Source organism: Mangrovibacillus sp. Mu-81 (assembly GCF_036867415.1).
Taxonomy (GTDB): domain Bacteria; phylum Bacillota; class Bacilli; order Bacillales; family Bacillaceae_B; genus Rossellomorea.
Genome location: NZ_JBAJHU010000003.1, coordinates 661,128 through 682,241, shown reverse-complemented (window position 1 = coordinate 682,241; position 21,114 = coordinate 661,128). Strand labels below are relative to the sequence as shown.

Below are 21,114 nucleotides of genomic sequence, written 5' to 3'. Positions count from 1 at the left end.
CTTATGCGATGTTTTTACACTCTTCCGCGCATTTGAAGCAGGCATCAGCGCATTTTTGACAGTGGTCGTGGTCGTGCTTTTTGCATTCATTTCCACAAGATTCACAGATGGCGGCACATACCGAAGCGAGTTCGGATGCAAAAGGCGTGCCTCTTAACAGTGCCTGTTCCAAAAATCCACACATGTCTGAACATTCACGGTCTAAGCGAATGCATTCCGCCATCATTTTTATATCTTCTTCACCCAGGCATGAATCATAACAGTGGTTACACGCCTCCATGCAATCGTGCAATGTCTTTACTAGTGATTGATACTTTTCGTGTAACATTAATTCGTTCCTCCTTGTTTTTGTCCTATTCTTCTTTAACCGGTTTTTTCCATACCTAAACACTTAGGTGTGGATTCTATTAATGAGATTAAACCGACTACTCTATTGGTACCCGAAATTATTGCAGAATTCTTGCAATAAACGTAGAAATAATTAAAAGCCGCCTGTTAACAGCGGCTTTTAATGTACTGTTACTATCCATTTACCTCTACAACATCCTCATGATAAAATTCTGCAAATATTTCTGCAAAGGCTTCCGTCGAATTATAGAGTTCGACCAAATTATTCTCCACCCCACCGAATTCCAGCAGCATTGCTCGTTCAGTCAAATCCTGATTATAAACACCATTTCCTTCGGCTTTCGTTTTCACAAAGACTCCTCGGCTGATCCCCGGGAACTTTTTCTCAAGCGCAGTATTCAACTCTTTCGCGATGGCAAGGTTCTTTTCGAAATTCTTATTTTCTTTACCAACGATGAAGAAAAGCCTTGCATATGGCTTGCCGTTGATTGTTTTGGTGGTGATTTCCCGTGGCTGAGAATCACGATGGATATCTATGAGATAATGAAGGTCATTATTCCCGGCAAGAGCTTCCTGAACCTGCTCTCTTGATAATTTATATGATTCATTATAGGTCCAATTCTTTTCTTTTAAAGCTTTTGTCGTATCCGTTTTATCCTGGACGGCTCCAATCCCTCTTTCAGCAAGTTCTTGTTGAAGCTTTGAACCGATTGCTATGACATTAACTTTTTCATTCGTGCTTGCTGGATCTTCGGACTGATTGTTCTTTATTAGAGGACTAAAGGCTTCCCAGCTGTGAGAATGATAAATAAATATTGATTTCTTATCAATTTCTTTAATATCCTCACTGCCGTCGGAGTTAGCCTGATCAATCTGGTTCTGATCAAATTCCTGGTTCTTCAGCTGCTCATCTGTCGGTGCCGGTGACTCCAATGGCAGGTTAGTTATGTCCGTTCCCTTTCCGGCTACGGCAATCTGAGTATGGTAATTCTCAATCCCAGGTATCTCTCTGCCGAACAAACTGCGGGGATCGAACAACGACACGTTCGTCACACTTTCGAGCCAGTTAAAATCCGATTGCAGTTCTCCTTCATTCATCACCCGTAAATAGGTGATCTCCTCAGAAAGAAGTTTCAATAGGGTTTCTTTCGGCACCATATCCGACATAGTCGAATAGAACAGCGTGTCCACTTTCAACTTAATCGTCGTGGCCGAAATGAGCCAGACTGAAAGATATACGAGAATGACCCCAACTGCAATCATTCTCGCCAATGATTTTACAGTCACGAATACTAGTAGTGGCAGGGTGCTATCTTTTCTGGATTTATACGCCATGAATGAACTCCTATATAAATAAGATTTACTAGTTCACTATATGCGCGAAAAGAAGAATATAGAATAATAGAAGAGGATTCATTCTTATAGCACAGCGAGGACATAAAAAATAGAATCAACGAAAAAATGGCCAATGCTGATATCGATACCATGAAAAGCATTTTACCATTTTCGAAAAAGTATAGTCTTATAATTGAAAAATATAAAATGGAGGTAATTATCACTGTGAAGGATAAATGAATAGAATTCGATTCCCAATGGAGTTGTATGCTTTCAATGACATATACCTCTGAACATTCCAATTAAAGTGAGCAGTTATGCCTAATAGCGGGACCTGTTAACAAAAACATTCAGGCAATATTCATCATCTTTTTCAGTTGCTTTGTTGATTGTTCACTCGGATCTCTTTTTTTTCAATAACTTCTTTTAACTCGGGAATTTCCTCATGGCTGTCCTCCTCCTTATTTTACGAAGAAGAAAGGGATAAAGATTCAATGATCAAATACCTTTATGAAAATTGATTTTTCGTTTCATAATTCAGTATTTTCCGACAGATTTTTATGTAAGGTATATAAATAATTTATTTTATGATATAATTAATACTTAATCAAGATTAAATTATTTTGGGTCTTCAAGACTTTATTTAGTCAACCCTTTATAATCTAGAAGGGAGACGTTTTATGTCATTCGATACAGTCTTACGAATGCTGAACACTCAAATGAATTTTAAGGAAAGTGAGATTATACACACTTTCTGTTCCAAGGATCAGACACCTGTATTGTCCGTCATATACCAGTTTGATACTGAAACGTTCTTGTTAACTTATATTGAAACACAGCGTACAGAGAAATATACAGCCATCAATAAGTTGGCAGATACTATTGATCAATACCTGAATCAACAACCATTGGAAGTATGATATAGACAAACCGCCCCGTTCTCTAAGCATGAAGGGGCGGTTTCTGGTTAGGACAGCTTTGTGATAAACATGCTTGCAATTCCGAAATAGACAAGTAATGAAAAAATATCGTTTATCGTTGTGATAAGCGGACCTGAAGCTACAGCGGGGTCAATATTAAACTTATACAGTAAAAGCGGGATGATGGTACCTGCAAGCGTTCCGATTATGAGCGTTATCAAAAGGGAACTCCCTACGACAATCCCAAGAATAAAGCTTCCCTGCCAAATGAATGCAATGGCTGATATCAAGAACGCACAGCTGAGACCGATGATGATCCCTACCCACAATTCACGAAATATGAGCTTTACAACCTGCTTGACATCTAAATCCTGAGAAACTAGTCCCCTTACCACAACTGCAAGAGACTGAGTACCCGTGTTCCCCGTCATGCCGGCGATCATCGGCATGAAAAATGCAAGTGCGACAGCAGACTGAAGCGTATCTGAAAATCCATCAATGATGCTTCCCGAGACGAGGCCGATCAGCAGCAGTAAAATCAGCCACGGCAGTCGCCTATACGCAGCAACCAATGGACTCGTATTGAAATCAATCGCTTTACCAGAAGCAGAAAGTTTCTCGATATCTTCATTTGCCTCTTGTATTACCACATCGATAATGTCATCAACCGTAATGACCCCCATCAGCTTATCATCATCTTCAATGACCGGTATCGAAACAAAGTCATAACGGCTGATCAATTTTGCCACTTCCTCCTGGTCAGTGTGTACATCTACCTTGACTACCCTTGAGAACATGATGTCTTCAATTTCATCCTGCATTTCGCCCAGTAGCAGATCTTTGTACGAAACAACACCGACAAGCTTTTTCTCATCATCAATGACATAAAGATAATTCAAATACTCGGCAAGTTCGGCAAAGTGCTTCAATTTATCGACTGCTTCCCTTACTGTATAGTGTTTCGAAATCCATACAAACCGGTTATTCATGATTCGCCCCGCGGTTTCCGGAGGGTAATTCATCATGTGCTGAACCATCGCTGATTCTTCCTGCTTCATTTCCGAGAGCAGTTCTTCTATCTGTTCAGGATCAAGGTCAGATAAAAGTGTGGTCAGATCATCATTTTCCATCAGATCAAGCACCTTGGTCGACTTTTCAATCCCCAGCTTCTGCAGGACTTCCAGCTGAACTTCTTTATCAAGTTCCTTCATCAACTCTGTAAGCTGAGAGATGCTTAAATAGAGAAGGAATTTATTTCGATGTTTTGCAGGAATATGTTGATACTGCTGTGCCATATCATATGGCTGCAGTTCATCGATGATATCCTGAAACCCACTTTTTTTGCCTTCTTTCAGACTTTGTATAATCTCAAGTGTCAATTCGTATTCTGTAGATGAAGGTGCCATTATTCTCAACTCTCTTTTGCTTGATTTCGTCATTGATATAATACCCAATATGAACCATGATGAACATAGAAAAGTATAAACCTTTTTCTAAGGCATTCAAAGTGAAGTTGGCTCCATGGTATTTATGTAAAAAACACTCCTCTACCCAGGCTGAATCCGTATGGGAGGCATTGCAAATAGCAAAAGTGCTCCTGGGCTGCGGGAGCACTTTTGCATCACGAACAAATAAGGAGGTACTCTTGTCTATACGGCGGAAGTGAATAGACGAGAAAGCTTGTTCATGGGTAAAAACGAATGAAGCTTTCGCTTACGGTGACTAAAGGTTTTCATACAAGCCGCTTTTGAATAACTGCATTCATTTTTACCGATTTGATTGTTTCTCTACTTCACTATATGTACAACCCCTGCCTCTTGTGCAGACAAGCATTTGCTATTTGAAAAAATGGTCATTACCCTATTTGATTATCAGATTGCAAACGTTATTTATTGGAATCAACTCAATTATTTAGTAAATAATAAAAGGTAATTACTAAAAAAGGAGTAGATGAATGTGAAAAAGTATTTGATTGTATCTACTGTCATCCTAATGACACTGTCCATGGCCGGACAGCTCCCAAAAACTTTCGCGGCCAATGATAAGACTATGAGTACCAATGCTCTTAAGCTTAAAGATGACATGCGCAACCTTTGGAATGACCATGTCATTTGGACACATAATTATATAGTCAGCGCCGTTGACGGTCTCGAAGATCAAGATGAGGTGCTGGAAAGACTTCTGCAGAATCAAAAGGACATTGGAAATGCCATAAAACCCTATTACGGAGAAAAAGCAGGAAATCAATTGGCTGAGTTATTGACAGAGCACATCATCATTGCGGGAAATCCTCCATTTCCGTTGTATAATTGAATCGTCTCACTAATAACCTTGCCTGTTGACGTTCTTTTATCAGCACTTGATCCCATGGCTCATATAATTTCGCAGCTTACCATCTTTTGTTTCTCAGATTTCATTTAACCATTTCTATCCTGTTTAAATTCCATTCTTAATGCACAAGCTCAATGGTATCTACTCTTCATCCATTTATTTCTCTATAAACCCTGTCCGCCCTTCTTACACTGTAACTTAACAGGATTAAAGCGATCACAACCGGTACAACCCAGAATTCTCGATCACCTGCTGCCAGTATAATTCCCGTGATACATAATATAAAAGCAGATAGGAATCCCGTTATGGTTTTGACATCTTTTAAGACCTGCCGATTCATCTTACTTCCCCCGCTTATCAAGTAAATATTTTAATTTTAACATATAATTCCATCGCAAAATAAAAAAATGTATCACTTTCGGTACCTCACTTGTATCATTTCTTTTCCGGAACCATGACTTCAATGTGACTCGGTATAATTCCGAGTTCAATCGGAAGCCTCTCACCTTCATCGCCATCCACATTTGTTACAAGATTTTCTGGTGAAGACAACCGGATATTTCTGGCTTTAAAATATGTTACATCATTATTCTTCTTTAATTTACCTGTAAGAATGGACGTTAAGATTACTGGAAGCTTCAGTACATTTATATCGTGAATGACATAGCAATGGAGCACACCGTCATCCACATCTGCATCAGGGGCAAGGTTCTCAAATCCCCCGATTGAATTGGTCAATGCTGCAAGGAATAAAAGTGAATCTCCTTCCCACAACTCCCCGTCATGCTCAATGGTCATGGGATACGAAGGATTTGAAGCGAGCGTTTTCATTCCTTCCACTCCATATGCAAGTGGACCCAGCTTCGTCTTCTCCTCAGGGGAGACGTTGTATGTAGCTTCCGCAATCGCGCCGACTGCAACGATGTTCACAAAATAATCATTATTGAATGTGCCGATGTCCACTTTACGGGTTTGAGAATTTCTCAATAACTGTACTGCTTCACGAGGGTTCAAGGGTATATTCAATGCTCTTGCAAAATCATTCACCGTTCCCATAGGAACAATAGCCAGAATTGGACGGTGATGTTCATCAATCAAGCCGTTGATTGTCTCGTGGAGTGTCCCATCCCCCCCAAGCGAAACTACAAGTTCAAATTCATCCTTGCATGCCGATTGACAAAACTTAGTCGCATCCAACTCTTTCTCGGTCTGGCTCACACTTACCACATATCCTTGTTCAATTAATATTTCCTCTATTTCCTGAACATAATCGAGTGCCTCTTCTTTACCTGAAGAAGGGTTCACGATCAACATCGCCTTTTTCATATTCTCTCCTCCTTTACATTGCCTGGTTATTGCTTTAATACAATACCTCATTTTGTGTTGAAGGAAACTTCCGCGAAAATCAGAAGGTTCTGATTGTTTACCGAATAATAAGTTGTAAGTTAATCAAATAACTAACATCATATGTTTATCTTTACAAAATTATGGATAAACCTTATACAATTCCTTTTTAAGCTAGGAGGTTCACTCTATGGAATCATCAGAAGATCAGAATCAATCGAATAGAAACGAACAAAATCGCAAAAAAACGGAAATAAGAGAGCAGCATTATCATGATCTCATCCTCTCAACCATCCAGACCTGTGAGTCACTTTCAATCAAGCCTACAATTTCGATGCTGGTTGATTTTTCAGGCCTGTCAGAAGAAAAAATACTGGAAATATTAGAAAACTATTATAAAGATAACTCTTCAACTGAAAAATTAAAAAAATTGAATGAAAGCAATAATACTTCAACTTGATAAACCATAACTTCATCATTTATAAGACAAGCAAGAATCTTAACTCACTCTTTTTCATTCTGTTGCACTTGGAACATTAATTGTGTCCGTTATCTTTATTGATCATGTATTTAAAAAGTCCCGCAGCAAAAATTGCGGGACTTTCTCATTAGTCTTCCAATAATCCGTTTTCAACGAGCCAGTCATGGGCGACTACTGACACACTGTTACCTTCTATATCTACTTTATAGTTCAGTTCACGCATAATGTCACTGTCCAGTTTGTTTGCCAGATGGGCAGTTATTTCCTTAATTTCAGGATATTTTTTATAAACTTCTTTATTGATGCTTACTGCAGCGCGATAGGGAGGAAAAAATCGTTTATCATCTTTCAATGTGACTAACCCGTATTCCCTAATGGTGGCATCTGTCTCAAACGCAACCGATACATCCACCTGTCCATTATCAAGTGCACGCTGAGTGAGTCCGATATCCATTTGTTTGATGTTTCCTGTACCAAAGCTGAATCCATACTTCTTTTCAACACCGGGCAGCCCGTCTGGACGGTTAGCGAATTCTGCATCGGAAGCCATGGTCAGCGACCCGGGATGTTCATTAACATAAGAAGCCAGATCGCTGATTGACTCGATTCCGAGTTCTTCTGATTTTTCTTCTGTCATGGCAAGTGCATACGTATTATTCACATCAGACATATTCATCCAATGAATACCATTCTTGGAATCCAGTTCTTTTACTTTCTGAAACGTTTTTTCAGGATCAGACATCGGTTCTTTACCCATATAGGTGATGAGGGCTGTCCCGGTATACTCCCACATCAAGTCTACCTGCTCATTTTCAAGGGCTTTCCGAACGACTGTACTGCCGAGATTATTCATTTGTTTCACCTTGAAACCTTCTTCTTTCAAGAGGAAAGCAGTCATTTCAGAAAGCAGGTATTGTTCTGTAAAGTTCTTTCCCCCAACCGAAATTTCTTTTCCGCCTATTCCTATATTGGAACACGACGACAGCGCAGCCGTTAAAGCAACTATCACCATGAGAGCTTCAAATTTCTTTATCAACTAAATTACCTCCACATCTTTTACATATCGCCGGTTTGTTTGATTCCATTAGAAACGACTGCCCGTTCCAGCACTCTCAGCAGATAATCGACTGTAATGGCCAGCAGCGTGACCGGAATGGCTCCTGAAATCAAGTATCCGTTATCAAACAATTGGATTCCTGTAAAGATCCAAACACCGAGTCCACCACCACCGACAACGTATGCAAGGGCCGCGGTTCCAATATTCAATACAACTGCGGTCCTGATTCCTGCCAAAATGGAATATGCAGCATTGGGCAATTCTATTTTGAAAAGAATCTGCGAAGGTGTCATCCCCATCCCTCTGGCTGCATCGATCAGGTTTTCATCAATCGAGTCGATTCCTGCTACCGTATTTCTATATATAGGCAGCAATGAATAAATAAATAATGCAAAAATCGCTGTTTTAAAACCAATACCTAGTACACTGATCATTAATGCAAGAACAGCGAGGCTTGGAATTGTCTGACCAAAGTTTACAGTATTGGAAACTGCCCACTCAGCTCTTCTGAATGACTTCCTTGTAATGATTATCCCAACAGGGATAGCGACAACAATCGCCAGAAGAGATGAGACTGCTACAAGCTGGATATGCTGCTTTAGAAGTAATAAAAATGTATTGGTTTCACTGAATATATATTCGAAATATCGATTCTGAATCGCCCAGATAAAAAAGAGAAGGACCAGGGCGTATACACTGTAGCTGACGATTCGACTGACTAGCTTCTTCTTGTTCATTGAATCACCCTTTCACAGCTGAGGAGGATTTGCCTTTGATTTCATAGTGAAGGTATTTTTGGACAAGGTCGATGGTAATCGCACCAAGCTTACTTCCTGCATGATCAAGGACAATCACTTGTTCTGCTTCCTGATTCAAGAGCATGGAAAGTGTGTTCCTAAGGTCATGATGCACATTGATGGTCTTCGTATCCTGAATGGATTCATCGATTTCTACAAGACCGATGATATTCTTTAAATCTTCAATCGTATGAAGACTCAAACTCTTTATTGCACGATCTTTTCCGAAAAATTCATAAACGAAATCACTTTTCGGACGCACGAGCATTTCTGAAGGTGAATCATACTGCATTATTTCCCCACCGCGTAAAAGAACGATCTTATCTGCCATTTTGATTGCCTCGTCTATATCATGGCTGACAAAAAGAATCGTCTTTTTCACTTCTTTTTGAATTTGTAGAAATTCGTCTTGTATCTTTTCCCGGATGATAGGGTCGAGTGCACCAAACGGCTCATCCATGAGCATGACCGGGGGATCTGCCGCAAGAGCACGAATGACACCAATCCTCTGCTGCTGACCACCTGATAATTCATGCGGATACCGTTTTCTGTATTTATCAGGACTTAAACCGATCATATCCATCAGATAATCGAAACGCTCTCGTTTTTCTTTTTTCCCCCACCCTAATAAATCAGGGACAATCATTACATTTTCTTCGATCGTCATATTAGGGAAAAGTCCGTTGCTCTGAATGACATATCCAACTTTCCTTCTTAATTCAATTTCATTCAGACTCATCGAATCCTCGCCGTCTATGATGATTTGCCCCTCACTGATCGACTCTAATCTGTTCACCATACGAAGCAGAGTGGTTTTACCACAGCCGGAAGGACCTAGAAGAACAACGATATTCCCTTTTTCTACTGTGAAATCCACCTTGTTGACGGCAGTTACCCCGCCTTCATATGTTTTCGTCGTTTGCTTGAACGTAATCATCTTTTCACCTCTTTCCTTAATTGGTTATACTTTTTGGTGTGTATCGTTTTTGAATCCACATGAGAATGCCGTCAGCAATCATTGCAAGGATTGCTACAGCCACCGATCCGCTGATGATTAAGTAATTATCCCCTCTGGAAATCCCTTGTGTTATCAAGACGCCAAGACCTCCTGCTCCGATATATGCAGCAATGACACCGATTCCGATATTGAGCACGACTGCCGTTCTAATCCCTGCCATGATGAGTGGGAACGCATTTGGTATTTCCACGCGGAATAGTCTTTGATGAGTTTTCATCCCGAGACCCTTTGCCGCATCCCTCATTTCCGGGTTTACATTATTGATTGCCGTATATGTATTCCTAATGATCGGTAATTGAGAATAGAGAACCAATGCAACAAAAGCAGGCACAAAGCCTATTCCTTGATTGATTATAGAAAAAATCGGTATCATGACTCCAAATAACGCAATACTTGGGATTGTCAGCATGACTGAAGCAATCTGAAGTACAGTTTCAGCAAGATAGTTATTGGTCGTCAAGTAAATTCCCAAAGGGATACCAATTAATAGTGCGACAATGATTGCTAATCCTACAAGCGTCGCATGCTCAATCGTCAATTCGATGATCCGGGGAAAATTCACCTCAAGAAATTTCATCCATTCATCCATCCATTTACCCTCCCTTTAATAAGATTTTTCGGGCCAAAAAAAAATCGAACAGGCTAGCAGCCCAGTCGATTTTTAGTATACCCTCATATAACCGTAACATTCTTAGAACCCTCGTGTCTAATCATCCGTTTTTACTTGTCTGTTTTCAGTTTCTCAGCTCACAACTTCCAAGATATTTCCATCGGGATCAGATACATGCATATACCTGGTTCCAGTAACTCTTGAAAGCAAAAAATTCCGTGTTTCCAGAAGACGGCAGATAGCGAATAAAGCAGCAGGATTCTTCTCTTGTAATGCCCCCGCTAATTCTTTCAGTAATTCTTTAGTTGGCGGTTCGTGCTGAAATTGAGCTTCTTCAATTTCCTGCTTTTGTCTTAAACTGGATCTCGAGCGTGAAAGAGCGGTTTTTACAGACTCATTACTGACTCTCAACATGTCAGCTATTTCCTGTGACCGATACTCGAATACATCTTTCAATGTCATAAGAATTGCCTGACGGATCGGCAATCTCAACAGCAGTTCTTCCATTAAACCCTCGCAATCTGTAAAGTCCACTCTATACTGGTGAAGCTCTTCCTGGAATGAGGTGACATCTTTTTTCTTTCTTACCTCATCGATAAAAAGGTTTTTCGAAACCGCATATAGAAAACTAATAGAGAATTCCCTAAGAGGTTCGGTTTTCTTAAGCGAGTATACTTTCATTATTGTTTCCTGTGTCAGGTCTTCTGCTGTCCATGGGGAACCTGTCAGTTTTAAACAGTGTCGGTAAAGTTGTGAGATCGTTTTATCCAAATTTTCGAATACCATTTTATCCCTCAATTTTTTATAATATTTTGTAACTTTTAGTCTATTATATTCGTTATTAAAGTGATATCAATAATATAAGGAGTGTTTTTTATGTTCAAAGTAGGTTGTGTGTTTGTTCCTGTAACCGATTTACAGAAATCTATGAAATGGTATGAAAAGTTTTTAAATGTAAATTTAATTGATGAATGGGAAGGAGGTGCGGGATTTTACTTTCCTTCCTGCCCTACTCAGCTGGGTCTGATTCAAGTGGACAAACCGCAGCCGACCGAGTTCACCATCAAAGGGAACAGGAAGAATTCCTATTTTAATTTTTTGGTGGAAGATATAGATGAAGCTCATGCCCGGTTTAACAGAAATGGCGTTCGAACAACCGAGATCGATAACTTTGATGGAATGAAGTTCTTCGATTTCTTCGATCTAGATGGAAATCCCTTCAGCGTCGTGAATGAAGTAGAAGGTTCTCCATTCCACCGGGATGAAGTACGAAAAAAACAGGAACAGTACTTTTAAAAAACGAAAAGGAGCAAACGGATGACAGAAATCAAGCAGCTGAATGGTGAAAAGGAGTGGCTGGATGGATACCCCATCTTGAAGCAGCTCCGTCCTCATTTGGATGAATCTGGGTATTTAAATTTAATAAAGGAAGCTTCCGATACAGACGGTTATAAACTTGCTGCTTTGTATGAAGAAGGAAAGATTGTCGCTGTGACGGGGTTTATGCCTATGGTAACGCTTTACAATGGTAAATTTATATGGGTGTGCGATTTAGTGACAGATGCTGGTGTTCGTTCGAATGGACATGGCAAAAAGCTGCTCAGTTATGTGGAATGCTGGGCTAAAAACAATGGATATGATATCATTTCCCTTTCCTCAGGTATGCAGCGGCTGGATGCCCATCGATTCTATGAAGACAAAATGGACTATAAGAAAACAAGTTATGTGTACGTGAAGGAACTGTGAGCAAAGAATTCCCGGGGGATACTTGCGTTAACATAAAAACTCCTGTTTATTTGAGCAGGGGTTTTTATGTATTTTCTTTCTAAGATCTTATAACAAAATCGGCATTACGCAAGGGGTGCATATATCGCAAATAGTGCTCCTCCGCTTTCCAATAACGGTTCATAAACTTGTTTGTTTTTTTCTGGGTGGATATACTTTCCCTGCTAAATCGGACCTGTCTTTCACACTCCAAGTAAATGATCGTATCAAAATAGTCCCTCCACTCCTTCCTTTGCAAGAATACTCCTTCAATCAAAATCACGCCGCATGAGGGTAATTTCAAATCTATCCAGACTTGGATATCCTTCTCGTGGTCGTAATATGGCAAGGTCATCCGAGAAGACTCCTTAAGTTTTTCAAAAAGATTCACTTTCAACTTTTCTACATTCCATTGCAAGTAATAATACTCTCTCCATTCATCCAAACCGGTATCATATCTTTTTATGCGTGTTTCTATGAAATCATCCATATGTAAACAAATGTAATCTATATTGTTTTCCCTCAGCATTTTCCCTGCAGTTTCTACAAATGTGGTTTTACCTGAACGACTTAATCCATCAATCCCAATCACGATCAGTTTATGATTATTCTTTTGTATAATGGATTTAAGAACAGATTTTCCATCCATTGTTTCTTTCTCCTTTCTGGTTCCCTCTCGATTTCCAAAGGATGCGTGTAAGATATACCTTTACATCCATTACTTATGTCTCAGATGTTTACCAAGATATATGCCGCTCGCTGCAGCCTGGGACAGAGAATGAGTGACACCGGAACAATCACCGGTCAAATAAATACCTGGGATTTCACTTTCCAGATATTCATTCGTATAAAACTTTGGCTCATAAAACTTTGCATCAAGGCCATACAGAAGTGTATCACTATGAATCTCCTTACCTATTAAAGCTTTCAACGAATCAAAAAAATCAAGTAGTGCATCCGCATATAGAGCTGGTACTTCTTTTCGTCCATTACCGCATTCAGCATCGAGGGATGGTTCCACTTCATTGTGTGCAAGTGTTTCAGTGTTCCTGTTCATCTTGAAATCCTCCAGCCGTTGAACAACGATCCTGTCTTTTCTTTCATTGATTCCACCAATCACTTTTACCGCTTCATCAAAAGCCTCCTCATATGAGGGAAAATATTGAGGAATGAACAACGTAAAATTCAGGTTATCACTTGGAGCCTCTTTTTCCAGTGCATTTTGTCCATCGGCCATGACCAGACCGTGTTGATATTTACGGATGATCCTTCCATGGGGATTCATGCAGTACGTAGTGGCTTCGTAATCTTCCCTCTCGATTTTCAATTTTGTTTCGAATGTGTCTTGAAGGATGGATTGCAGCTGGTCACTTTTCATTTCCACCCGGTACCCCATATCGAGCCGAGTTTCACCTGGATGGACACCGAACGACTCCATCATGTCATTAAGCCAGACACTACCGCTCATTCCGGTGCCGATCACAATGCGACTTGTTTTAAAACACCCTCGATTGGTGTGAAGCTCAAATCCCTCATCAAGTTTCTTTATAGACTCCACCTTCGTTTCAAATGTAAACGTAACCCTATCACGCATGAATTCATACATTTTCCGGAAAATTCCTTGTGCTAAACCTGAGCCTAAATGCCTTACCTCTGTTGATAATACATTCAGACCAAGATTCTTTGCTTTGCTGGAAAGAAATGCATTCTTGGTGCTGTACTTTTTCCTTGCTTCTCCACCAAACCGGCATAGAATATCATCCACTTCCTGCATCAGGAGAAGTGCATTTTCTTCACCAATTTTCCTGTGGAGTTCTCCGCCAAAATCATTCGTGTAATTAAATTTTCCTTCTGACTTTCCCAGTCCTGCAAATCCTGCATACTTGCTGCAAATTCCGCTGCAAGTACATTCTTTTCCTTCATCAAGCCCGCACTCACGCTCATTCAACGTCTTGCCGATATCGATCATATGTATTCGTGTATGCTTATTCATATTCATTAATGTGTACGCGAAGAAAATGCTGCTGACCCCAGCACCGACTACCGTGATATCATGATGTTTTGCCTCCACTGCAGCACCTCTTTTTCATCATATTATTTTATATTTTGAGCTGGAATTTTGTACAGGCAACCAGTTGATCATCTATTTGCACCATATCCCATTTTCATTAAACGAAGAATTCAATCTATTTCTAGGTTAACACAAAATTCAAACATACCAAAAGTCCATCCTTCACATCATTATATCAGTGAGGGATGTACCTTTATCATTTATTTAATTTTCATTAGAATAGCTCCTGCCAGATTGTTTTCATGACAGCTGAATTCGATGCTGATTCCGTTTTTCTTGTCCAAATAACCTATAATTTCCGTTCCTGTTTCGGTTCTTTCATAATAATTTGGACCATATGATTCAATTACTTTAACAGGTGAATCTCCTACTGTGATTCCTTTGGATGTACGATGATCCTCAGAGAAGAAATAACGGAATACTTCGTTATTTTTCAAACCGAATTCGATATCCTTGTAGACGAAATATGTGATCTTTGGATTGGGAATTCAGAAATTTTTTTCGGCTCCCCGAAATTATTTATTACAGCTTCTTTTGTTGAAGATAATGATACTGATTTCATAGTTTCCCCTGATAAGTCAGTACTTTCAATATTCTCGTAGAGCTCAAGTTTATCTATTGAATTCATCCCACATCCAGCTGCAAGAATTAATATACTAATAATTACAAGCCATACTGCCAGCTTGATTTTTTTCATCATCCAATCCCCCAGATCAATTGAATCACTCGCAGTCGGGTGAAGTATCTGTAACATCCCCGACAGGGAATAATGTCTTTAACTCCAGCAGATCATCTATGATTACATCAGCCTGTAACAGCTCCTGCTCTTGTGAAAAGTCAAAGCGGCATCCGATAGCCAGTAAACCATTATCCTTTGCAGCAATAATATCAGATATCCTGTCTCCGACAATCGCTCCGCTTTGAACGCCGTATCTCTCACAAATCATATGCACCAAATCGGATTTATGTAATGAGTCAATTTCTTCAATGCTGAATACTCCATCTACCCAACGATCTAATCGGTAATGACTCACGATTGCCTCTAAATATGAAGGTAACCCGTTACTTGCAATGAAAAGCTTCAACTGCTGCTGTTTTAAATGCGTTATTGCCTGCTTTACATGCGGATACAGTGCTCCTTTACCCAATTGAATGTTAGTGACCAACCTTTCAAGAAAATGTTCGTTTACACTTTCCCTCACTTCATCCGTATGGATGGGCAACAATATTTCCCAGACTTTTGGCAGAGGCACCCCCATAATTTGACGATACTTCTCGATTGGGGTCTCCCCCTCCCATAATTCACTAATTCTCAAACGCTCAAATGCATCTTCAAGAGATATTTCCAATATTCGATCGGTCTGAAATAACGTTCCATCCATATCGAAGATTACTGCGTCAACCTTCATTTACTGCCATCACCTTTCGTTATAATGATTTATTGTACATGCCGATGGTCAAACTGTCTGATCGTTTTCATATTTTAAAGCACTTGCATGGCTCAGCAATCCCTGTAAGACTGATGCAAACACGGAAATGATCACCGATGCGAAGATGATGATGCCCCATATGATAGCAACACCAGGATGCATTGCCTTCTGTGTCAGCAAAAGAATGGCGCCAGCCAAATACATCAGAGTGATGCTCCATGCATTTATCTTGATCAGTTTTAATTTATTTACTGCTTCTTTTGAAAATGCGGTCTCTTGATCAATGAATCCAACTAGTCTGATTGAATGATAAAGTGCAAGATAAAATGGTATTTCAGTTAAATATAACCCAAATAGTACCGGCCATCTCAAATAAGCAAACTCAGGGTTGGCGGACGCCGAATATGCTGCAAGCTTAGGCAGACCAAATATACTTAAAAATAAAACAACAAGTCCTATCAAGATGATGGATGATTTCAAAAGATCCATAGTTACCCGTTTCTTTATACACCTCTTCTTACCCATTTTTTCCATTATATTCTTTTGTTTATTGTTTTTCAATAAATAATTATTATATATCGTTAGCGGTGAAGACGGGTTTTAATAAAAAAACACACAAACTCAGAAGAGTTCGTGTGTTTTTTTCAATATTCGCTATTATGAACGAATTTTTTCTTTATCTTTCTTAATCTGCTTACTTCTTAATTGACCGCATGCTGCGTCGATATCTGTACCTTGTTCAACACGGACACCACAATTGATACCATGGTCAAGAAGTGTACCATAAAAGCCTACAATCGCATCTTTTGTACTGCGCTGATACTGATTATGTTCGTCTACAGGATTATATGGAATCAAGTTTACGTAGGATAAGTGACGCTTATTTTTCAAGAGTTTGGCGAGCTGTAGGGCTTCCTCTTTATGATCGTTCACATCTCTTAATAGAATATACTCGAATGTAATTCGTCGGTTTGTTTTTTCAAGATAGTAATCAATTGCAGGCATCAGCTTTTCGAGAGGATACGCACGATTGATTTTCATAATCTTCGTACGGAGCTCATTATTCGGAGCATGCAATGAAACTGCAAGATTGATTTGAATGTTTTCATCTGCGAATTTATAAATCTTATCCGCAAGCCCGCTTGTCGATACAGTAATGTGGCGCGCACCGATGGAAAGTCCCTTTTGATCATTCACTACACGGAAGAAGTCCATCATATTATCATAGTTATCAAACGGTTCACCGATACCCATCACGACAATGTGACTTACACGCTCATCTTTGCCCTGTGTATCTAAATGATGCTGAACATTCATGATCTGTTCGACGATTTCCCCGCTTGATAAATCCCGGTTCTTCTTCAAAAGTCCGCTTGCACAGAAGGTACAGCCGATGTTGCAGCCGACCTGGGTCGTCACACATACACTTAATCCGTAATTGAAACGCATCAATACGGTCTCGATCAAGTTACCATCTTCAAGCTTGAATAGGAATTTGATGGTTCCATCTTTTGATTCCTGCTTGATTTCCTGCTTCAGAGTCTGAATGTGGAAATGTTCATCCAGTAATTGAATGCAATCGCCATTCAAGTTTTTCATTTGTTGAAATTCAGTCACTCTTTTTTTATATAGCCAATCCCACACCTGAGCGGCACGGAACTTCTTCTGACCGTGCTCGACCAGCCATGAGGTCAGTTGATCTAATGTTAATCCATATATGGAAATTTTATCCATTAATAACCCTCATTTCGATACTCTACAATTTTCTACTTATCTATACTACTTAAAGTGTCTCCATGTTTCAAGGGATTTATCAACTTTACACAATATTGGAATTCCGTATATTCGTAAAAAATGTCCGCTTCTCTAGTGGGGTCAAAAAAAGACCTGGAAAATTTCCCGGCCAGGTCAATGATTCATTCTTTCTATAAATTCATTAAGTTTTACTAAGTCTCTCAGTTTACCGTTGCATTCCATACTATCCTGACAAATATAGTTCCCTTTCTTGACGTAGGTTCCTTTCGAGGATTTTTTTGATTCCGATACATACATCCCCATGTTTCCAAATGTGTTGCAAATCGTGCATATCCCTTTTTTACTGCTGTTTTTAAACGTGCCTTTGAAGCCCTTCAGCTTTCCGTCATATTGAGCCACGATATACTTACTTTCCTGCCCATAGTCATTCCAGCCAAGATACGAAAGCTCTTTAAAATCCAATTCATCTAAACGAGGTATCTTCAGCTTTTTTACTTTTGGAAACATTTTCTTCAAAGTTGTCTCGTTAACTGACTGAAATGGAATGACAAATTCTCTTAATCGCGTTAAATAATCCTGCCCCTGTTCCGAGTCCTTTACATACACGACCGGCTCCAGTATTTGCTCTTGTTCGGCGTTTAGTTCACCAAAGAGATTGAATACTTTATCTCTCACCAATGATTTCAGTGCATCTAAAACTCCAAGGTCATTGACTGTTGAATATCCGTTTATAAGCACCTGAATTTGATAATTGATGAAATTATATTGATCATTACGAATAAATGGTTCCATCTTGATCGCTCCCATATATTAATCGCTAACTCATTCATTATTATATCGCATTTTTTTATTTATCTATATGTATAGGATGATTTTCAATCAAACTTGCCATGAACCAAATATTTGTATTAATGGTTCATCATTCATCACACCGGCAAATGAGTTTGCCGGTGTGTGATGTCTTACTTTTTATAAACGATTTTCTTGATGGTTTCACAGGATAAATGATAGTTATCGGCTAATTGGTCTATTTTTACTCCCCTATTGAAATCCTCGCGAATACATGAATTCCTCTCATCAAGGAGCACTCTTGCGCCGGATCGACTTCCCCATTTTCGGTAGGATTTTTTTGTCTTGGGAATATAGAGTGTCTCTCCTTGAATATAGTTCTGGATTTCGATTAATAAGCTTTCAGGTAAAATCTTTTCTGCTTTAACGTATTTCATTGACGTCAGCCCCTTATTTTGATGGATCGATTAAATAAGGTGCAAAGCACATCATCAGAAATGCGAAAAGCATGTGTGGGCGATCAGTCTCTCCTCCACCCCATGCAAAGTATCGCCTCCTGAGTAACAGGCTTTGCATGAGACGCTCCAGTACTCGATAATCTCGTTACCATGATACCACCTCCAGTCGCGTTCTGTGTCAATTATAAATTAATTCGAAAAAATCTGTTAGCATCTAAACCAACTCACATGGTATAATTTTCTAAATTTATAAGGGGGTGGCAATATGTTTTCTTTTAACATTAACAAAGATATTTCGATCGAACTTTTGCAGCAACATCACAAATATTTGAGTTGATTGATTCGAATCGGGAGCACTTGCGTAAATGGCTGCTTTGGGTAGATAAAAGATGCTCCCCTTCAGATTTCGAAACGATCATTCCAATTTGGATACGTAATTATGCAGACAATAATGGATTTGATGCAGGTATTCGTTATCAAGGAGAACTGGTAGGAATGATAGGCCTGCATTATATTGATTGGAAGACAAATTCTACTAGTATCGGTTACTTTTTGTCCGAGGATGAACAAGGTAAAGGAATCATCTCCACTTCCGTCTCTGTACTACTAAACTATCTATTTACTGTTCAAAATCTCAATCGTGTAGAAATACAGTGTTCCGTTAACAATTGTAAAAGCATCAGAATACCTGAACGTCTTGGTTTCACAAAAGAAGGCGAAACCCGGGACGGTCAGTGGATATATGACCATTATGAGGACATTGCAACCTACAGCCTTTTAAAGAATGAATGGGAAAAAATGCAGAATCAGTAACAATACAATCATCTATAAATGATTGATTATTATTCTATGTCTGTAAAAAGGATGCTAGCGGTAAACAGCAGAAGTCTATCATTTTGCTAGCAACTGCTACTATCATTGATTGAATAGGGTTTTTCAAAATCATCATTTATTTTTGGATAAAAAGAGCAACAGGAGTGTTTATCCCTGCTGCCTAATTTATTATCGGAATCATGATGAAAGTTTTGTATTAAAATAAATTTTTACCTTTCTTTCTTTTCCTTTACCATTCCATATATACATGTATCCGTTACTCGTTTCCCGTCCACTGACAATTCATCTCTTTTCAAAATGCCCTCTAATACATATCCAAGCTGCTCAGGTATTCTTCTGCTTTTCAAATTTCCACTCTCACACCGGATCTCCACTCTTTTTCCATTTAAGTCATTCAACGCAAGCTCAGTCAGTTTCCGTACAGCTTCTTTCATATAACCTTTTCCGCTCATTCTGGTATCGATCCAATATCCGATTTCGAATTTTGGAATATCCCAGTCTATGATATGAAACCCTGTAGATCCAATAAATTGATTTGTCTCTTTACAAAACACGAGATATCTTAATGCTTTGCGGGTAATGAAATTTGCATGTGCTTTCCTTGTATTTGTTTCTGTATCTTCTATTGAAGGCAGATTTTGTGCAAACCCAAGCCAAGGTTTTAATTCTGCAATAGATGCTTTAATCGCTTCATTCACTACCCTCCCATCGCCTGGTAAAGGCATCCTCAAGATTAGACGTTCTGTTTCAATATTGTCTGGAACTTCTAACATTACTGGATTCAAGATAATGGCCCCCATTTAGTTTTGCATTTTTTGACTCTAAAATTATTGCTATTATAATATAGTATCTGCTTCCTTGTAAATTTTTTCTATACTTGAAATTTCCTATACATTATAATATAAGAAATAACTTACTTCTGGAGGTTCGCATGTCTTATATCAATATCAACCATTCAACAGGTGATCTAATAATAGAGAATAAAAGAAACTTGTCTCTCGAAATTTTTAATGAACTTCATATTCACCACCCTGAAACCTATCCGGAAGAGCTCTTAGAAGATCTGCTGCCTTATCTCGAACAATTAGTGGAACTTACAGGTCAAAGTCTGTTAAATAATCATGACAATTCACAAGCGGTTTATTCATGGGGAAAAGAAGTGGGAAAGCTTGCTACCGAGCATGGCACACCTCTTTCGACGACAATAAGCAAAGTGACGCTTTATAAAAAAGCGATTCTAACCAGCATCATTTATTGGAATGATCATTCTCTTCCGAATGAGATGCTTGTAAAAGTAAATATTGAAATTGATCAGGTCTTCAATACGATGATATCAGCCTTTAGTGAAGCATACAGCGATTATTCAAAGCAGCAATTGAAAAAATCTGAAGAGAAGTATCTTTCCCTTTCGACTCCTGTGGTACCGATCTTTGAAAACCTTGCCATCCTTCCGCTTATCGGTCAGGTAGACGAAGTTCGTGCAGACATGATGATTTCGCATGTCCTGGATGAATGCAAAAAATTGTCCATCCATCAATTGATCATTGATCTCTCTGGCGTTTATGAAGTAAATCCTCTCTTTCAGGAAGGGATCATGAAACTCATCGACAGCCTTAAACTTCTGGGAATCGAACCTACGCTATCAGGCATGCGTGCTGAAATGAGCTTGAAATTTATAGAAGTTGGCATCAACCTAACCAATATTAAAATCTATCAATCTTTAAATAAAGCGATTCAAGGCCGTCAATTAAATTTGACGAAATAAATTCAAA

The 21,114-nt window shown here is 39.1% G+C and carries 26 protein-coding genes and 2 pseudogenes; 7 read left to right on the top strand and 21 right to left on the bottom strand.

The annotated features are described in order from the left end of the window. Position 1: 1 nt before the first annotated feature. Together V6B33_RS10505 and spoIIP are read right to left on the bottom strand one after the other, a co-directional pair. Positions 2-328 (bottom strand): four-helix bundle copper-binding protein, encoded by a 327-nt coding sequence (locus V6B33_RS10505; RefSeq protein ID WP_334217686.1) that lies wholly within the window; start codon positions 326-328, stop codon positions 2-4. 194 nt (positions 329-522) lie between these two features. After that, positions 523-1,683 carry a stage II sporulation protein P gene (gene spoIIP / locus V6B33_RS10500; protein WP_334217685.1) on the bottom strand — a complete coding sequence of 387 codons (1,161 nt, stop codon included), beginning with the start codon at positions 1,681-1,683 and terminating at the stop codon, positions 523-525. Between the two features lie 680 nt (positions 1,684-2,363). Between spoIIP and V6B33_RS10495 the strand changes: the two genes are divergently transcribed. After that, the gene (locus V6B33_RS10495; RefSeq protein ID WP_334217684.1) at positions 2,364-2,603 is read left to right on the top strand and encodes a hypothetical protein; all 240 of its coding nucleotides are present in this window, start codon (positions 2,364-2,366) and stop codon (positions 2,601-2,603) included. A gap of 47 nt (positions 2,604-2,650) precedes the next feature. Here V6B33_RS10495 and mgtE read toward each other — a convergent pair whose 3' ends face one another. Beyond that, positions 2,651-4,009 (bottom strand): magnesium transporter, encoded by a 1,359-nt coding sequence (gene mgtE, locus V6B33_RS10490; RefSeq protein WP_334217683.1) that lies wholly within the window; start codon positions 4,007-4,009, stop codon positions 2,651-2,653. Between the two features lie 643 nt (positions 4,010-4,652). Between mgtE and V6B33_RS10485 the strand changes: the two are divergent. Next, a pseudogene (locus V6B33_RS10485) lies at positions 4,653-4,889 on the top strand (glycosyltransferase); the annotation flags it as partial. On the opposite strand, the gene V6B33_RS22055 reads toward V6B33_RS10485, so the two are convergent. The 3 genes from V6B33_RS22055 to V6B33_RS10475 all read right to left on the bottom strand — a co-directional run bounded on the left by V6B33_RS22055 (position 4,879) and on the right by V6B33_RS10475 (position 6,260). Further along, on the bottom strand, positions 4,879-4,962 hold the full coding sequence (locus V6B33_RS22055; RefSeq protein ID WP_442915515.1) for a hypothetical protein: 84 nt from the start codon (positions 4,960-4,962) through the stop codon (positions 4,879-4,881). The pseudogene V6B33_RS10485 and the gene V6B33_RS22055 sit on opposite strands and share 11 nt — an antisense overlap. Before the next feature lie 120 nt (positions 4,963-5,082). Then, positions 5,083-5,274: a hypothetical protein gene (locus V6B33_RS10480; protein WP_334217682.1), complete on the bottom strand. Its 192-nt coding sequence runs from the start codon at positions 5,272-5,274 to the stop codon at positions 5,083-5,085. Between the two features lie 95 nt (positions 5,275-5,369). Continuing rightward, the gene (locus tag V6B33_RS10475) at positions 5,370-6,260 is read right to left on the bottom strand and encodes a diacylglycerol/lipid kinase family protein (protein ID WP_334217681.1); all 891 of its coding nucleotides are present in this window, start codon (positions 6,258-6,260) and stop codon (positions 5,370-5,372) included. Positions 6,261-6,468: 208 nt separating this feature from the next. Here V6B33_RS10475 and V6B33_RS10470 point away from each other — a divergent pair, with 208 nt between their 5' ends. Next, positions 6,469-6,738 (top strand): hypothetical protein, encoded by a 270-nt coding sequence (locus tag V6B33_RS10470; protein ID WP_334217680.1) that lies wholly within the window; start codon positions 6,469-6,471, stop codon positions 6,736-6,738. Positions 6,739-6,886: 148 nt separating this feature from the next. Here the strand turns inward: V6B33_RS10470 and V6B33_RS10465 are convergent, their stop codons facing one another. The 5 genes from V6B33_RS10465 to V6B33_RS10445 all read right to left on the bottom strand — a co-directional run bounded on the left by V6B33_RS10465 (position 6,887) and on the right by V6B33_RS10445 (position 11,027). Beyond that, on the bottom strand, positions 6,887-7,795 hold the full coding sequence (locus tag V6B33_RS10465) for a glycine betaine ABC transporter substrate-binding protein (protein ID WP_334217679.1): 909 nt from the start codon (positions 7,793-7,795) through the stop codon (positions 6,887-6,889). Positions 7,796-7,815: 20 nt separating this feature from the next. Beyond that, the gene (locus V6B33_RS10460) at positions 7,816-8,553 is read right to left on the bottom strand and encodes an ABC transporter permease (protein WP_334217678.1); all 738 of its coding nucleotides are present in this window, start codon (positions 8,551-8,553) and stop codon (positions 7,816-7,818) included. Between the two features lie 4 nt (positions 8,554-8,557). Then, entirely contained in the window at positions 8,558-9,550 is a 993-nt protein-coding gene (locus V6B33_RS10455) for an ABC transporter ATP-binding protein (RefSeq protein WP_334217677.1), read from the bottom strand. A gap of 16 nt (positions 9,551-9,566) precedes the next feature. Beyond that, positions 9,567-10,220, bottom strand: coding sequence for an ABC transporter permease (locus V6B33_RS10450; protein ID WP_334217676.1), 654 nt, complete (start codon positions 10,218-10,220; stop codon positions 9,567-9,569). A gap of 153 nt (positions 10,221-10,373) precedes the next feature. After that, positions 10,374-11,027: an RNA polymerase sigma factor gene (locus V6B33_RS10445; protein WP_334217675.1), complete on the bottom strand. Its 654-nt coding sequence runs from the start codon at positions 11,025-11,027 to the stop codon at positions 10,374-10,376. Positions 11,028-11,117: 90 nt separating this feature from the next. Between V6B33_RS10445 and V6B33_RS10440 the strand changes: the two genes are divergently transcribed. Together V6B33_RS10440 and V6B33_RS10435 are read left to right on the top strand one after the other, a co-directional pair. Further along, on the top strand, positions 11,118-11,537 hold the full coding sequence (locus tag V6B33_RS10440; RefSeq protein ID WP_334217674.1) for a VOC family protein: 420 nt from the start codon (positions 11,118-11,120) through the stop codon (positions 11,535-11,537). Positions 11,538-11,558: 21 nt separating this feature from the next. Then, positions 11,559-11,987 (top strand): GNAT family N-acetyltransferase, encoded by a 429-nt coding sequence (locus tag V6B33_RS10435; RefSeq protein WP_334217673.1) that lies wholly within the window; start codon positions 11,559-11,561, stop codon positions 11,985-11,987. Positions 11,988-12,066: 79 nt separating this feature from the next. On the opposite strand, the gene V6B33_RS10430 is transcribed toward V6B33_RS10435, so the two are convergent. The 9 genes from V6B33_RS10430 to V6B33_RS10390 form a co-directional block, all read right to left on the bottom strand. Further along, positions 12,067-12,654 (bottom strand): kinase, encoded by a 588-nt coding sequence (locus V6B33_RS10430; RefSeq protein WP_334217672.1) that lies wholly within the window; start codon positions 12,652-12,654, stop codon positions 12,067-12,069. 69 nt (positions 12,655-12,723) lie between these two features. Further along, positions 12,724-14,004 (bottom strand): NAD(FAD)-utilizing dehydrogenase, encoded by a 1,281-nt coding sequence (locus tag V6B33_RS10425; protein ID WP_334217723.1) that lies wholly within the window; start codon positions 14,002-14,004, stop codon positions 12,724-12,726. Between the two features lie 272 nt (positions 14,005-14,276). Next, positions 14,277-14,513: a hypothetical protein gene (locus tag V6B33_RS10420; RefSeq protein ID WP_334217671.1), complete on the bottom strand. Its 237-nt coding sequence runs from the start codon at positions 14,511-14,513 to the stop codon at positions 14,277-14,279. Further along, positions 14,510-14,776 (bottom strand): hypothetical protein, encoded by a 267-nt coding sequence (locus V6B33_RS10415; RefSeq protein ID WP_334217670.1) that lies wholly within the window; start codon positions 14,774-14,776, stop codon positions 14,510-14,512. Before V6B33_RS10415 ends, V6B33_RS10420 begins: the two co-directional genes overlap by 4 nt. A gap of 22 nt (positions 14,777-14,798) precedes the next feature. Then, entirely contained in the window at positions 14,799-15,485 is a 687-nt protein-coding gene (locus tag V6B33_RS10410) for an HAD family hydrolase (protein WP_334217669.1), read from the bottom strand. A gap of 48 nt (positions 15,486-15,533) precedes the next feature. Next, entirely contained in the window at positions 15,534-15,995 is a 462-nt protein-coding gene (locus V6B33_RS10405) for a DUF2975 domain-containing protein (RefSeq protein WP_334217668.1), read from the bottom strand. A 168-nt stretch (positions 15,996-16,163) separates the two neighbouring features. After that, on the bottom strand, positions 16,164-17,240 hold the full coding sequence (gene rlmN / locus V6B33_RS10400; RefSeq protein WP_334217667.1) for a 23S rRNA (adenine(2503)-C(2))-methyltransferase RlmN: 1,077 nt from the start codon (positions 17,238-17,240) through the stop codon (positions 16,164-16,166). A gap of 174 nt (positions 17,241-17,414) precedes the next feature. Further along, positions 17,415-18,053, bottom strand: coding sequence for a FusB/FusC family EF-G-binding protein (locus V6B33_RS10395; protein ID WP_334217666.1), 639 nt, complete (start codon positions 18,051-18,053; stop codon positions 17,415-17,417). A gap of 170 nt (positions 18,054-18,223) precedes the next feature. After that, positions 18,224-18,487: a CD3324 family protein gene (locus V6B33_RS10390; protein WP_334217665.1), complete on the bottom strand. Its 264-nt coding sequence runs from the start codon at positions 18,485-18,487 to the stop codon at positions 18,224-18,226. 286 nt (positions 18,488-18,773) lie between these two features. Between V6B33_RS10390 and V6B33_RS10385 the strand changes: the two are divergent. Beyond that, positions 18,774-19,321: pseudogene (locus V6B33_RS10385) on the top strand (GNAT family N-acetyltransferase). Between the two features lie 230 nt (positions 19,322-19,551). Here V6B33_RS10385 and V6B33_RS10380 read toward each other — a convergent pair. Continuing rightward, positions 19,552-20,127 (bottom strand): GNAT family N-acetyltransferase, encoded by a 576-nt coding sequence (locus tag V6B33_RS10380; RefSeq protein WP_334217664.1) that lies wholly within the window; start codon positions 20,125-20,127, stop codon positions 19,552-19,554. A 146-nt stretch (positions 20,128-20,273) separates the two neighbouring features. On the opposite strand from V6B33_RS10380, the gene V6B33_RS10375 reads away from it, so the two are divergent. Next, a complete protein-coding gene (locus V6B33_RS10375; RefSeq protein WP_334217663.1) occupies positions 20,274-21,107 on the top strand; it encodes an STAS domain-containing protein in 834 nt (277 codons plus the stop codon). Positions 21,108-21,114: the final 7 nt, after the last annotated feature.

What these genes read in the sequence shown, in the direction of transcription:
- V6B33_RS10505 (WP_334217686.1), bottom strand. Translation starts at nt 328, where the DNA reads ATGTTACACGAAAAGTATCAATCACTAGTAAAGACATTGCACGATTGC.
- spoIIP (WP_334217685.1), bottom strand. Translation starts at nt 1,683, where the DNA reads ATGGCGTATAAATCCAGAAAAGATAGCACCCTGCCACTACTAGTATTC.
- V6B33_RS10495 (WP_334217684.1), top strand. Translation starts at nt 2,364, where the DNA reads ATGTCATTCGATACAGTCTTACGAATGCTGAACACTCAAATGAATTTT.
- mgtE (WP_334217683.1), bottom strand. Translation starts at nt 4,009, where the DNA reads ATGGCACCTTCATCTACAGAATACGAATTGACACTTGAGATTATACAA.
- V6B33_RS10480 (WP_334217682.1), bottom strand. Translation starts at nt 5,274, where the DNA reads ATGAATCGGCAGGTCTTAAAAGATGTCAAAACCATAACGGGATTCCTA.
- V6B33_RS10475 (WP_334217681.1), bottom strand. Translation starts at nt 6,260, where the DNA reads ATGAAAAAGGCGATGTTGATCGTGAACCCTTCTTCAGGTAAAGAAGAG.
- V6B33_RS10470 (WP_334217680.1), top strand. Translation starts at nt 6,469, where the DNA reads ATGGAATCATCAGAAGATCAGAATCAATCGAATAGAAACGAACAAAAT.
- V6B33_RS10460 (WP_334217678.1), bottom strand. Translation starts at nt 8,553, where the DNA reads ATGAACAAGAAGAAGCTAGTCAGTCGAATCGTCAGCTACAGTGTATAC.
- V6B33_RS10455 (WP_334217677.1), bottom strand. Translation starts at nt 9,550, where the DNA reads ATGATTACGTTCAAGCAAACGACGAAAACATATGAAGGCGGGGTAACT.
- V6B33_RS10450 (WP_334217676.1), bottom strand. Translation starts at nt 10,220, where the DNA reads ATGGATGAATGGATGAAATTTCTTGAGGTGAATTTTCCCCGGATCATC.
- V6B33_RS10445 (WP_334217675.1), bottom strand. Translation starts at nt 11,027, where the DNA reads ATGGTATTCGAAAATTTGGATAAAACGATCTCACAACTTTACCGACAC.
- V6B33_RS10440 (WP_334217674.1), top strand. Translation starts at nt 11,118, where the DNA reads ATGTTCAAAGTAGGTTGTGTGTTTGTTCCTGTAACCGATTTACAGAAA.
- V6B33_RS10435 (WP_334217673.1), top strand. Translation starts at nt 11,559, where the DNA reads ATGACAGAAATCAAGCAGCTGAATGGTGAAAAGGAGTGGCTGGATGGA.
- V6B33_RS10430 (WP_334217672.1), bottom strand. Translation starts at nt 12,654, where the DNA reads ATGGATGGAAAATCTGTTCTTAAATCCATTATACAAAAGAATAATCAT.
- V6B33_RS10425 (WP_334217723.1), bottom strand. Translation starts at nt 14,004, where the DNA reads ATGAATATGAATAAGCATACACGAATACATATGATCGATATCGGCAAG.
- V6B33_RS10415 (WP_334217670.1), bottom strand. Translation starts at nt 14,776, where the DNA reads ATGATGAAAAAAATCAAGCTGGCAGTATGGCTTGTAATTATTAGTATA.
- V6B33_RS10410 (WP_334217669.1), bottom strand. Translation starts at nt 15,485, where the DNA reads ATGAAGGTTGACGCAGTAATCTTCGATATGGATGGAACGTTATTTCAG.
- V6B33_RS10405 (WP_334217668.1), bottom strand. Translation starts at nt 15,995, where the DNA reads ATGGATCTTTTGAAATCATCCATCATCTTGATAGGACTTGTTGTTTTA.
- rlmN (WP_334217667.1), bottom strand. Translation starts at nt 17,240, where the DNA reads ATGGATAAAATTTCCATATATGGATTAACATTAGATCAACTGACCTCA.
- V6B33_RS10395 (WP_334217666.1), bottom strand. Translation starts at nt 18,053, where the DNA reads ATGGAACCATTTATTCGTAATGATCAATATAATTTCATCAATTATCAA.
- V6B33_RS10390 (WP_334217665.1), bottom strand. Translation starts at nt 18,487, where the DNA reads ATGAAATACGTTAAAGCAGAAAAGATTTTACCTGAAAGCTTATTAATC.
- V6B33_RS10375 (WP_334217663.1), top strand. Translation starts at nt 20,274, where the DNA reads ATGTCTTATATCAATATCAACCATTCAACAGGTGATCTAATAATAGAG.